Raw genomic sequence first — 12,779 nt, forward strand, 5'->3', positions numbered from 1 at the left:
GGCCTCTGAGCAAATTTTAAAAAGAATAGCCGGTGTTCATATGCCGGATTATTAAGTAAAACTTATATAATTTTGGATAATCAACACTCTTGAACTAAATTATCGAATTATTTTCTGTTTAAACACAGGCATTTTATTTTTCTCTCTTTCACATTCTTGTTACAATGAAACCTGCAGATAGTTCGATGATTATCGAATAATTAAATTATTATTACGGAAAGAGGATGAGTATATGTCGATGGACCAACATCCAAACAGTCAAAAAAACATTCCAATTTCAGTGCTTGATTTGTCACCTGTTTTGGAAGGCAGCACGGTGGCTGATGCACTTAGAAATACGCTAGACTTAGCACAACACGTCGAAAAATGGGGATACAATCGCTACTGGTTAGCCGAGCATCATAATATGTCAGGAATTGCAAGCTCCGCTACTTCTGTCGTAATTGGCCATGTCGCTGCTGGTACATCTACCATTCGAGTGGGTTCAGGTGGCATTATGTTACCTAATCACTCACCGCTTGTTATTGCAGAACATTTCGGAACATTAGAATCCCTTTTTCCCGGTCGAATTGACTTAGGCTTAGGTCGCGCTCCTGGCACGGATCAATTAACCGCCCAAGCTTTAAGAAGAGGACGCATGAGTGATGGTCAAGATTTTCCAGATTTGTTAGATGAACTGAGAGCATATCTTGCCGTTCCATCTGATGAGCAACCACTACCAGTGAGAGCTGTTCCTGGAGAAGGTCTTGAAGTGCCAATTTGGTTACTTGGCTCAAGTGGATTTAGTGCACAGTTAGCGGCTCAGCTTGGCTTACCATTTTCATTTGCAAGCCACTTTTCACCGAACAATACGCTTGGAGCGCTTCAAATGTACCGCCGCTACTTCCAACCGTCTGAAGTATTGGATAAACCATATGCAATGTTAGGCGTTAACGTAATTGCAGCGGATACAGATAGAGAAGCGGAACGATTAGCAACGTCGCTTCAACAGCAGTTCTTAAACTTAATTCGCAACAAGCCAGGCAAACTTAAAGCACCTGTTGACAATATGGACAAGATTTGGAGTGAATTTGAAAAGGCAACTCTACAGCAACAGTTAGGTTCATCCATCATCGGCGGACCAGAAACTGTAAAGAGAAAGCTTGAAAGCTTTATTGCTGAAACAAATGCTGATGAATTGATGATCAACGCACAAATATACGACCACAAAGCGCGATTACGCTCATATGAAATTGTTTCTGAAGTAATGAATAGTAAATAACGAAAAGCCGAACGTTGTCACAAACGTTCGGCTTTTCGTTATTTATTGCTTGTTCGATATCTTCCCCCCGCTGGCTTGCTTTGTTCACAACATACCGAAGCTCTTCTCCATCGTTTGTAGTTATTTTTAGACCGTTTTTTAACAAAGGCACTCCTAATAATTTGTTACGGACTCTCTCTACCGTTTCAATATCTGCCAAGTCCAATGTTACAGTACCTCGTTGAACATTAATCGCATGTGATTTATGTATAAGCTCCGTTGAAGTTAGGTATAGTTTACCTCCTACCCCTTTCATTAAATTGGCAAGTCCTGTTCGAATATATGATTCCTCAGACATATTTTTTGTTCTTCTCCTTTCTTTCCTTTTTATAGAAATTTTTATTATCTTCTCATATTTTTAATCAATATGCACAGAAATTAACGGTTCCATTTCCATAACCTGTCTCATAAACTATTAAGAAAAAGTAAATTAAGTAACATTTAAGAAAAGAGGCTTAATCAATATGAAATATCCCCTTATTAGGCAACGAAGAATTTCCTTTAGTAGCCTACACGACCATAATCTAATCGGTAGCGGAAAAGATGGCCAAGTATATCATCTTAAAAATGGCAAGTGTATCAAAATTTACTACAATGAAGCAACACAACAAAAAGAGCTACAAGCATTAAAGCTAGGTCAAAGTTCTTCCGTCATCCCAAGGATTTATGAAGCTGGCTATAATTACATTATTTTAGAATATATTGAATCTATTTCTCTAGCTAGATATATAAAAAGAACGAACAGCCTACCCTTTTCCTTAGTTAAGGAAATTATTTTACTTCTTGATGAACTTCAAAGGGTTGGTTTTACTAGATGGGATGCAGAGGTTCGACATATTTTAATTACAAAAGATGGACATTTGAAGGTTATTGATTTAAAACGAGCATTAACTTCTGATACAAAAGTTCCTACTAAGCTTTTTCAAGGTTTAGAAAAATTAGGGGTTTTAGACTTATTCTTTAAGCATTTACGTGATTTACGTCCAGACCTTCATTTGAAATGGAGCTCTTATCAGTAATTTGCTTTCAAAGTAGAAAAATTCTATTGGTAATTATCAACTTTTTTCCGCTAATGCCGGTTGCTTTTCAACCATACGTTTGCATATATTAACCGTAATAGAGACAGAAGGCTATAAGGAGTGACATCGGAATGAAAGATTATATATTAGTTATCGGAGCTCACCCTGATGACGAACTATTAGGATCTGCAGGAACTCTCAAACGATTGATCGATCAAGGATATACGGTCGTATCTGTTGTTACAGCGTTAGGGCGTAAAGAAGAAGCTCATCATATTCAAGCGTTTGGCCGTCTCGCTAACAAAAAGCTCGGCATTGAAGAAGTTATTTTTCTCGGTCATAAAAATTTAGAGTTAGAAATGATGCCTCGTTACAAGTTGACAAAAGACATTGAAGCATTAATTACAAAATATAATCCAAGTAAAATTTTCACTCACCACTACGGTGATATGAACATCGATCACCGTATTACATTTGAAGCGGTGTTAACCGCGACTCGCCCACTTCCTAATAAAAAACCAATCGAGCTCATTACATTTGAAACAGTATCTTCTACCGAATGGAATACCTATACACACGATCAAGTATTTAAACCAAATTATTTTGTAAATGTTACCGATACAATGGATTTAAAAGTGGAAGCGCTAAAAGAATATGACGTGGAAATGCGTGATTTCCCACACCCAAGATCATATGAGGGAGTAAAAGCATTAGCAAAGGTTCGGGGAATGACCGTTGGTGTACCGTATGCTGAAGCGTTTGAAATTATAAGGAGGGTTTGGTTGTGAAATACAGTGGCAACATCCCATATCCATATATAATTGATACGTTGGATACATTTTATGGGATTAATAATAAAAGCGATGTGGAAGAATACAGTTCAACTCAACCTAGCAAAAAGTTAAAATCTATGAAAAAACAAAATTCACAAAAGCGCAGGCTTTCGATTTTAATTACAACATTTTGGGATTATCCTCACACAGGTGGTTTATCTAACTATATCTCAGAGCTAAGCGCTACTTTACGGAGCCAAGGTCATTATGTGGATGTCATTTCTCCTCGTAAGTTTCCATCTTTAAAAAAAGAAGAAATGCGCAATGAAATTGTTCCTGAGCTTGAAGACTTTTTTTCAACCCGTTATGGCGAAGTAAACAAACTTATTTTAAAAAACCAACGTTTACTTTATATCTATGAACAAATGTTAAAGACCGTAGATTTAGAAAAATATGATATCCTCCATGCTCAAGATTTATTCACCGCAAATATTTTAGGGAAATTTAACAAGTCTCTTCAGAAACCTCTCTTCTATACTCCTCACGGCATGTATACTTTTAACCGCTTAAAATTCAATATTTTTGATAAAGGATCGGTTGAAGAAGCTTATTACCTACGCATGGAGCAGCAAGCTGTTTCATTTGCCAGCCATATTATCATTTTACATGATGGATTTCGCCCACCACTTGAAAGTATTGGTGCCAAACAAGAACATATGACAACAGTTTACACCGGGATTGAAAATAAGATGTACCCTAAAAAGCATAAAGCAAAAGATGACAAGATTACCATTGCATCAATTGCTAGACTAGGCCCTAGAAAAGGCCATAGAGATTTATTAAGTGCCCTGTCTACTATTAATCATCTAGATAACGTAGAAGTGCTTATTGTAGGTGACGGAGAAATGCGCGAAGAGTTGGAAGAACAAAAGGAAAAATTCCATTTGGACATGGTTCATTTTCTTGGAACTCGAACCGATATTCCAGAAATCTTACACGAAACCGACATTTTTGTTCTCGCAACGCTAAACGATAGCTTGCCTCTATCTATTATTGAAGCAATGCATGCTCAAACGGCAATCATTTCAACAGAATGCGGAGGCATCCCAGAGATTATTAAGCATAATAAAACTGGAATTATTATTGAACCAGGAGACACCGAAACGTTAGCTAGAGCACTTTCCTTTTTCATCGCTAATACAAAGGCGCGTGCTCGAATGGCCGCCAATGCAAAGCGTTTCGCAAACGCCAACCTGACAAACGTGAAAATGGTGTCTTTTATAAGCAACCTTTATTCTCAAGCGCTTGCCGCTTTTAAAGTAGGTGAAAAAATATGAATGACAAACATGCTGCCGTAGTACTCGACCTTAGCGCAAACGGCTTAGGAATTATTAAAAGGTTAGCAGAACGGAACATTGAAATATATGCTTTTGATACAGAAAAGTCTTACCGAATTGGAAAAACAAAATTAGCTACCTGTAGCCCTTGTCCAAGTCCTCTTACCGAAGAAAAAGAGCTGCTAGATGTGCTCATTACACTTGGAAAGAAACAGAAACATAAACCTGTATTATATACGGGTGCTGATGATTATGTCATATTTATTTCCAAATACCGTAAGGAACTTTCCAATTATTTTTTATTCTTATTTCCTGATCATGATGTAATTGAGCAAGTTCTAGATAAACAGCGAGCTTATAATCTTGCTTTGAAACATAACATCCCCTGCCCTAAAACGTTTATTATTAAAAATGAAGATGATATGAAGACAGCGATAGAGACGTTAGAGTTTCCATGCATTTTAAAGCCTGTGCTTGGCCATGAATTTCGAAAGATTATTAATAAAAAAGCAATCTTAATCCAAACTGCTGAACAACTCCAAGCAGAATACCCTACCTATCAACAAGCTGGAGATTTAATTGTACAAGAAATTATTCCAGGCGATAACAGCTGTTTTTATAAGGTAGCCACTTTTTTTGATGAAAATATGAATTTACTTGCTCAGTTTTCACTCCAAAAAAATCATCAGTTTCCAGCTCAGTTTGGCACTGGAGCGCATATTGTCAGTAAGACCGTTCCTGAATTATTTGATATTTGCCTCCCATTCTTTAAAGCCATTCACTTAAAGGGCGTTGCGATGGCTGAGTTTAAAAAAGACCCGAGAGATGGTGTTTATAAATTCATTGAAATAAACCCTCGTTTTTGGCTCACCCACAGCTTAACAGGTGCAGCTGGAATCGACTTTGTTTACCTCTACTATTTATCAATGACAGAACAACAACCGATTCCCCATCTCGTTCAAAAAGATGGAGTGAAGTGGATTTATCTCGTGCGCTATTACTTAACTTACCTAACGAAGCGAAAACAAGAAGGCATGACGTTACGAGATTTCCTATCAGGTTTTAAAGGCGAAAAAGAATGGGCATTGTTCAGCTTACGAGATCCAATGCCCTTTGTTCGAAGTGCTTATTCACATTTAGTCAACGCATGGAAAAACAAGCGAAAGGAGAAATAAGAAATGTATCAACCAAAAGAATTATATTCAACGTTTCAGCTCTTAAAAATCGAAGAAAAGCTATCAGCATCTATCGGGGAAAAAATCACGATTGATTCCACCGACTTGAAATGCTTAAAATCTACAACGCGAAGTAGTATTTATAAACTGGTTGTGAGCACAAAACATGATTCTTTTCCACTTATCTTTAAAACGTATAGTAAGAATAATTATAAAAACGACATTGAAGTCAATATGTATACAAAAGGTTATTCCAAGTTAAAGTCTTTTTTTCCAACTATTTACTTAGTGGAAGAATATAAAGAAGAAACGTGGATATTCATGGAATTTGTGCAACAAGTTCGAGGTCAACTAGTGTTCACACCAAAGCATTTTCAATCCATTATTCCATCGGTAGCAAAACTGCATGCTAATACGTTTGACAGTCATTTTAATGAACAGGCAATGGAATGGAGCTCTTGGCTACCTATTTATGATTCATTCACTATGCGAAAAGAACGCTCAAAAGCGATTGCTAACACGATGAATTTCCTTCAAGAATCCTCAAAAAACCGAGAACTCAAATCCATTCTTTCACCTCATAAAAGTTCTTTATATAAAATATACGAAAAGGGTCCTGATTTTTTTCCAGAGTTATTAGAAAGTGGTTCTGCCCTAACTCATGGCGATTTGCACATGCAAAACATATGTAGCCATGAAACGGTAAAAAACGGCCCTTGGCCAATTCAATTTATCGATTGGGAGTCTGCTAAATACGCTCCTTCTTGGCTAGATTTAATCGTATTAGTTGAGCTGTTAATTGCTTTTCGAAAAGACTGGCAAAAAGACGGCAATTCTATTCGAACAGAGTGCATTAAAGCCTACCTTCAAGAGATGAAAAAGCACGGCATTTCCTTTAAAGAAAATCCGACCCACCTTTATAAAATGGCATATTTGCAGCGAACTCTTGAAAAGGGATTACAAACACAACTGCGAAGAATTTATGAAAATCGTGGTGGTGAGCTATTACCTTATCACCTTCATAAACTTGAAACCTGGGGTAAAGACCTTGGAATTTATAAATAGTAAGCGAACGAATCGAGGCGTTATGTTATGAACGATTCTTTTTCGACAAATCTACCTCCGTTTTTCCCTGATTTACTCCACACCATGGATCAGTTTTATGCTATTTCATCAAATAATCCAGCTTTCATTTCCAAACCAGGATTCCAAACTGCAAAAGCACTCATCAGAAAGCCAAAGCTTCGTATTTTGTATGTCACCTTTTTACGCTACCCTAATACAGGAGGTTTAGCTCACTATATCAACCATGTTAAAGATGGTTTTTCAGAGCTGGACTATCACGTTGATGTACTCTCACCTCTTAGCATGTCGAAAGAAGAGCTTGAGATCCATATTCCAGTTCAAGCTTCAAAAGCAAAAGAGTTTATGAGCAAACACTACGGGTTGGTTAGCGAGAAAATTGTTAAAAACACAAGCTTCCTCACTGTTTTTAACGCTTTTTTAGAAAAACAAAATCTTAAAAATTATGATATTATTCATGCTCAAGATCTCTTCGCAGCATACCTTCTCGCTCACCTCAACCAAAAACTTCACAAACCCATTTTCTTTACGCCGCACGGTCATTTTACCAAAAGTCGCATCGATTTTTACAAGATGCAACAAGGATCCCTTGAAGAAGCCTATTTTACAGCGATTGAGAGAGCTGGCATACGAGGGGCTTTCCGAATTATCACAATCAGCGATTCATTTCATCCACGACTAAAGGAGCTTGGAGCATCAAATCAACAATTAAGGACCGTTCATACCGGCGTGAAAGTTCCTTCACTGCGTACTTCTTATAGCAAAGCAACAAATAAACTAGTTATTACATGCATCGCACGATTAGGACCTAGAAAAGGACATGAATTCTTTCTTCAAGCTCTTTCTCATCTAAAACAGTTCGAAGATTATATTGAAGTATGGATTGTGGGTGATGGTGTTATGAGAAAACATCTTGAAAAAATCCGGAGCGATTTAGACTTATCATTCGTTACGTTTTTCGGCAAACGTCATGATGTCTTTGACATTCTGCAACAATCCGATATCTACGTTCTGCCAACACTAAATGATAACCTCCCTTTATCAATCATTGAAGCAATGCATGCAAAACAAGCCATTATAACATGTGATTGTGGAGGTATACCTGAGATTGTTACAAACAGACATTCAGGACTCGTTTGTAAACCCGGAAACGTTGCTGAACTAAAGCAAGCTCTTGAAGAACTCATTTGCAATGCCGAATATCGTAAAACAATAGCGAACCAAGCCTTTGAGTTTGCAACCACTCATTTAACCGCGGATGTAATGATTGCTAAAATACAAGCAGTCTACGAAGAGTGGTGGAAGACCAATACAAAAAAGGAGAATGAATGTGATGAATAAATCAAATTGTGATAAATTATGAAGGTACTAGTGACAGGCGGAACAGGCTTTATTGGCTCTCATGTTGTTGAATGTTTATTAGAAAATGGGTATACTCCTGTTGTCCTTGATAATCTATCAAGCGGGATTAGAAGCAACCTTGCTGATGACGTTTCTTTCTACAACATGTCAATTTTGTCAAAAGAGATTGAGCAGGTATTTAAAATTGAAAAACCAGAAGTTGTTATCCACTTAGCGGCACAAGTCAATGTTTCGACTTCTTTAAAAGCCCCCGTTGAAGATGCAGCAACTAATATCTTGGGAACTATTAACTTGCTAGATATGTGTAAAAAACATGCGGTCAAAAAATTCATTTTTTCTTCTTCTAGCGCTGTATACGGTGATGCCGACACAGTGATTGATGAAGAAACACCCACATCTCCTCTTTCCTTTTACGGAACTTCAAAACTTGTATCGGAGTCTTACATTCAATTATTTCAACGGCTACACGGCCTCTCTTTTACAATTTTCCGCTATGCTAACGTATTTGGGCCACGTCAAAAATCAGACGGAGAAGGTGGCGTTATCAGCATTTTTATTAACCAATTACTAAATGGTAAAACCCCTTCTATTTTTGGGACCGGTAATCAAACTAGAGACTTTGTGTTTGTTGAAGATGTAGCGAAAGCAAATGTTCTTGCTATTAAAAGTGGTGAGAATGAAATTATTAATATTAGCAGCAATCATCAAATTAGCATTAATGAACTGTTTAAACTGTTAGCTGCGGAGATTTCTTCATCTGCTACTCCTAATTATCTACCTGGACAAAGCGGAGAGATTTTACACAGTCAATTAAACAATCAAAAAGCACTTCAAACCCTTGGGTGGAAACCTTCTAGCGACATTCATACGCACTTGCTCAAAACAATTGAACACTTTCAATCCTATAGGAGCTAACACAAAAAGCTACCAGAAATTCCTGGTGGCTTTTCTACATAAAAAGGCACAAATTGGAGACTCTAATTTTATTACTATAGAGTTATTTTTATTCCTTTCATTTGAAGGTGGGATTACATGGTCTTTCCAACAATTCACACAAACTTTTGGGATGCAATAATCGCTGTTCCATGCGTGATGATTATAACCCAACTTTTAAAAACTTCTTCAAAATCAATAAGAAATATGTACCAACAATCGCTTTATTAATAGGGTTAACAGTTTCTATCTTTATCAGCCACCCAAAGGATTTAATCGCTGGCCTTTTTATGGGATGGTTTTATGGATATGGCGCCATTGGTTCCTATGCTTCCTTACAAACAACCCTACAAGCTTTTCGTACAGAAACAAAACAATAAAAGAGTACGTTTGAAGAACTTTATTTATCAGACCTAAGCCTTACAATAAACTCCCCTTATAGCTCTATTCTAATTAGCATTTTTTGGATATACAATAGCTGTATAACACTTTAAAAAGGGTGATTACACTGTATATACCAAAAAAAATTGGCGTTTTGAGCTGGTTTGCTACTTGCTGCTATTTTTTGATTGAACCATTCTTTATTTATACTTCTCTTGTTCCCTATAGCTTTTTATACCAAGCTATGAGTGACCTTGGTGTTACTTCATGTGGTGAATATACGTATTCACTGGCACCTTACACGATCTGTTCTCCTTTTCATCTTTGGATGAACGTCTTGTTTATTATAAACGGTTTAACTCTCGCTATTGGGATTTTGTATTTAGCACAAAACCTTGCAAAAACAAAAGTGAGACATCTAGCAACGATCTTCCTTTTACTATTGGCATTAGGAAATATCGTTTCTGGATTCATACCAGCTGATATAAATCTATTTTGGCACTCCATTGTTGCTCAGGTGGGGATGATCACTACTTTAGCCGGACTTTGGATATACGCGAAGCTTTTACCTACAGGACGCAAATGGACGCTTATTTGTTTAACCATTCTATTTATAATTCTATTATTTATAATGTTTGTTTTCTTTTTTCCAATGCCTGTCGGTTTATTACAGCGCTTATTTTATTTCGTTATTTTCATATGGGGAACCGTTCTTGCCTTCTGGGACATAAAACAATGATAAAAAGCTCCCCATAAACCAATGGCTTCAGTAGGAAATAGAGGGGATAATTTTGCTACAAGCCCCCCTCTACTGTACTATCCGGTAGTGAATAATTTTTTTGACTTGTCAAATAAGGCATTTCCAACTCATGGGCATAGACAGGAACGTTCCACTTATCAACTAGGTCAATAATAGAACCAATATGATCAAAAAAATGAGCATGGGTCAAAACGATTGCTTTAGGCTGAGCACCCACACCGAATCGGTCTTCAATTTCCTTTAAAATCATTGGAGCCGACTCTGGCATTCCTGCATTCACTAACACAAATTCATTCTCATGTTGGGGATTACCTAAAAAGCAAATGTTTACAATCTGAATGGTATAACTATAAATATCAAGAGCTACCTCTACTCCTTTATCATTAGCTACAGATGTTACTGGAATAAACCGTTCAGTAGATGAGCTACCTTGCATTTCCATATCCATTTTATACACTCCCTTTTTTTGTACCTTTTCATTGTGCACTAGTTTATACTCAGTATACATTCGTACTTGTGGTCATCTATTTGTTTTTATGATATCGTTTTACATAATAACTCTTGAGAAATGAGGAATTTATCATGATTACATACGAAGCCTTACATCACGTAAGCATAGCCGTAACAAATATTGAAAAAGCCAAACATTTTTATGGAGATGTTTTAGGATTACAAGAAATTAAGCGTCCAGATTTTGATTTCGAAGGAGCTTGGTACGGAGTTGGGAATCAACAAATCCACTTAATCGTTTTTCCTACTGCTCAAACCCTTCGTGGAACAACGGAACTAAGCAGTCGTGAAGGTCACTTTGCTCTTCGTGTAGCTGACTTTGAAGAGACGCTCCGTCATTTAACCTCTAAAGGAATTGAGACCCTTGAAAAACGAAAGAGTAAAAGCGGCTTTGCCCAAATCTTTTGTGCAGACCCTAATAGGAATTTAATTGAGCTAAATGTTGAACAGTCTTCATTAAAAAAAGAGTGTGGGACATAACAAAATGATTGCTTCTAAAAGACGAACACTAGCTGTTCCCATCTTTTTAGTTTGTCTGAACACGTTCGTTCCACCCTGTTTCCAACACTGTTTTCACAATCAACCAAAAAAACTGAACGATTAAAAGTTATGAACTCTCAATCGTTCAGGTATAGTAGAGGCTGAACTACTTATATCTCAGTCTCTTTTTTCTATTCAAGCAGCTGCATCACCGCTTCTAATAATACATTTACGCCTTGTTCACACTGCTTCCACTCAGTAAATTCCTCCTCGCAATGACTTTTACCATTCAAGCTTGGTACAAAAATCAGCGCCGTCGGTACATAGCTAGCAATAAACTGCGCATCGTGACCCGCTCCGCTTACCATTCGCTTATAAGAATACGTGAGGTTTTGCGTTGCTTTCTCAATAACTCCACACACTCTTTCATTAAACCATACGGTATCTCGTCCCCATTGTTTCGTTGCTTTCATCGCACAGCCTTCCGCTGCTGCTAAAGAGGATAGGTTTTTAATTATTTCTTCTACTTCTGCAATAACATTCATATCCTTGTGTCTAGCTTCAATGGTAAAAATAACTTGATTTGGGATGACGGTATGAATATTTGGCAAGACGTTCATGCGCCCCATCGTAAAAACTAGTTCTTCATCAATTGCGCTCAGTTTTTCACGCGCTTTTTGGATAATTGTATTAGTAGCGAACAGGGCATCTTTTCTCATCTTCATTGGTGTGGTGCCTGCGTGATCGGATTCACCTGTAATTTCAATTTCATAGCAAACCATCCCAAGCACACACTCCACTACTCCAATTGATAGATTTTCACTTTCCAATACAGGGCCTTGTTCAATATGTAGCTCCAAAAATGCAGCAGCTTCTGTTAAGCGGTTTGTAATATCTCCCTCATAACCACTTGCTGCTAAAGCTTGCTCAAAAGTTGTGCCTTCCACATCTTGTTTCTTTAACATTGTCTGCTTATCAAATTTCCCAGACAACACTCCTGAAGCCATCATTGAAGGTTCAAATCTAGCTCCTTCCTCGTTTGTAAAGTTCACAATCATAATGGGAACTTTCGGCTTAATGTTGTTCTCTACAAGAGTTCTTACAAGCTCTAACCCTGCCACAACTCCTAGTACGCCATCGAAGCGACCACCTTTTTTTACCGTATCGAGATGAGAACCCATGACAATAGGTGGCTTATCTTCAACTCCCGGTAAAGTTGCATAGATACATCCCATATCATCAATTTTAACTGTCATGCCTAGCTGCTCGCAGCATTCGCAGAAATAATCGCGTACCAGTCGATCTTCCTTAGATAGAGATAGCCTTGTAACACCGTTATTAATTGTTTTTCCATAGTCAGCAAATGCTTCAAGCTCTTGTTTTAACCGTTCACCGTTTACTACTAATTTTTGTCTTTGCAAAGCAACCACTCCTTCGTTTCTTTTTAAATGAATGATGTGGAAAATACTTGATGTCGAAAAATGAATATTCATTATTATGACATAAGCAACGATGCAAATCCCCTTTTATGTTAGGACTCCTAGCAAACTCTTACTTTATAACAAATTATACAAAAACACTGCTTTTCCTCTTCTTAACTGATAATGAGCATTTTTAGATACAAATATTTCCATTTGATTAGAAATGATAGGTACCCTATGCCACT

At 37.3% G+C, this 12,779-nt stretch carries 13 protein-coding genes and 1 pseudogene; 11 read left to right on the plus strand and 3 right to left on the minus strand.

Going from position 1 to position 12,779, the window contains the following annotated elements:
- The first annotated feature begins 232 nt into the window (after positions 1 to 232).
- Entirely contained in the window at positions 233 to 1,261 is a 1,029-nt protein-coding gene (locus tag AC1UFB_RS09510; RefSeq protein ID WP_078989793.1) for an LLM class flavin-dependent oxidoreductase, read from the plus strand.
- Here AC1UFB_RS09510 and AC1UFB_RS09515 read toward each other — a convergent pair.
- Positions 1,185 to 1,598 carry a GRAM domain-containing protein gene (locus AC1UFB_RS09515; protein ID WP_100347718.1) on the minus strand — a complete coding sequence of 138 codons (414 nt, stop codon included), beginning with the start codon at positions 1,596 to 1,598 and terminating at the stop codon, positions 1,185 to 1,187. The two genes, AC1UFB_RS09510 and AC1UFB_RS09515, sit on opposite strands and share 77 nt — an antisense overlap.
- A 166-nt stretch (positions 1,599 to 1,764) precedes the next feature.
- Here AC1UFB_RS09515 and AC1UFB_RS09520 point away from each other — a divergent pair, with 166 nt between their 5' ends.
- The 9 genes and pseudogenes from AC1UFB_RS09520 (at position 1,765) to AC1UFB_RS09560 (ending at position 10,102) form a co-directional block, all read left to right on the plus strand.
- Positions 1,765 to 2,319, plus strand: coding sequence for a serine/threonine-protein kinase (locus AC1UFB_RS09520; protein ID WP_076512998.1), 555 nt, complete (start codon positions 1,765 to 1,767; stop codon positions 2,317 to 2,319).
- Between the two features lie 131 nt (positions 2,320 to 2,450).
- On the plus strand, positions 2,451 to 3,107 hold the full coding sequence (locus tag AC1UFB_RS09525; RefSeq protein ID WP_100347717.1) for a PIG-L deacetylase family protein: 657 nt from the start codon (positions 2,451 to 2,453) through the stop codon (positions 3,105 to 3,107).
- Positions 3,104 to 4,429, plus strand: a complete 1,326-nt coding sequence (locus AC1UFB_RS09530; RefSeq protein ID WP_035320038.1) for a glycosyltransferase family 4 protein — start codon at positions 3,104 to 3,106, stop codon at positions 4,427 to 4,429. The genes AC1UFB_RS09525 and AC1UFB_RS09530 overlap by 4 nt, the downstream gene beginning before the upstream one ends.
- The gene (locus AC1UFB_RS09535) at positions 4,426 to 5,604 is read left to right on the plus strand and encodes a carboxylate--amine ligase (RefSeq protein WP_061785427.1); all 1,179 of its coding nucleotides are present in this window, start codon (positions 4,426 to 4,428) and stop codon (positions 5,602 to 5,604) included. The genes AC1UFB_RS09530 and AC1UFB_RS09535 overlap by 4 nt, the downstream gene beginning before the upstream one ends.
- Positions 5,605 to 5,607: 3 nt before the next feature.
- Positions 5,608 to 6,669 carry a protein kinase family protein gene (locus AC1UFB_RS09540; protein ID WP_100347715.1) on the plus strand — a complete coding sequence of 354 codons (1,062 nt, stop codon included), beginning with the start codon at positions 5,608 to 5,610 and terminating at the stop codon, positions 6,667 to 6,669.
- Positions 6,670 to 6,696: 27 nt separating this feature from the next.
- Positions 6,697 to 8,028, plus strand: a complete 1,332-nt coding sequence (locus tag AC1UFB_RS09545) for a glycosyltransferase family 4 protein (protein ID WP_482589071.1) — start codon at positions 6,697 to 6,699, stop codon at positions 8,026 to 8,028.
- A gap of 18 nt (positions 8,029 to 8,046) precedes the next feature.
- The gene (locus AC1UFB_RS09550; protein ID WP_100347713.1) at positions 8,047 to 8,964 is read left to right on the plus strand and encodes an NAD-dependent epimerase/dehydratase family protein; all 918 of its coding nucleotides are present in this window, start codon (positions 8,047 to 8,049) and stop codon (positions 8,962 to 8,964) included.
- Between the two features lie 117 nt (positions 8,965 to 9,081).
- Positions 9,082 to 9,362, plus strand: a pseudogene (locus AC1UFB_RS09555) (hypothetical protein).
- Between the two features lie 128 nt (positions 9,363 to 9,490).
- On the plus strand, positions 9,491 to 10,102 hold the full coding sequence (locus tag AC1UFB_RS09560) for a DUF998 domain-containing protein (protein WP_198511927.1): 612 nt from the start codon (positions 9,491 to 9,493) through the stop codon (positions 10,100 to 10,102).
- Between the two features lie 55 nt (positions 10,103 to 10,157).
- Here the strand turns inward: AC1UFB_RS09560 and AC1UFB_RS09565 are convergent, their stop codons facing one another.
- Positions 10,158 to 10,571, minus strand: coding sequence for an MBL fold metallo-hydrolase (locus tag AC1UFB_RS09565; RefSeq protein WP_412760587.1), 414 nt, complete (start codon positions 10,569 to 10,571; stop codon positions 10,158 to 10,160).
- 134 nt (positions 10,572 to 10,705) lie between these two features.
- Between AC1UFB_RS09565 and AC1UFB_RS09570 the strand changes: the two genes are divergently transcribed.
- Complete coding sequence (locus AC1UFB_RS09570; protein ID WP_482589074.1) at positions 10,706 to 11,113, plus strand: VOC family protein; 408 nt, start codon at positions 10,706 to 10,708, stop codon at positions 11,111 to 11,113.
- A gap of 191 nt (positions 11,114 to 11,304) precedes the next feature.
- Here the strand turns inward: AC1UFB_RS09570 and AC1UFB_RS09575 are convergent, their stop codons facing one another.
- Positions 11,305 to 12,534 (minus strand): Zn-dependent hydrolase, encoded by a 1,230-nt coding sequence (locus tag AC1UFB_RS09575; RefSeq protein ID WP_100347711.1) that lies wholly within the window; start codon positions 12,532 to 12,534, stop codon positions 11,305 to 11,307.
- Positions 12,535 to 12,779: the final 245 nt, after the last annotated feature.

The organism is Priestia sp. KCTC 13724 (genome assembly GCF_056820425.1).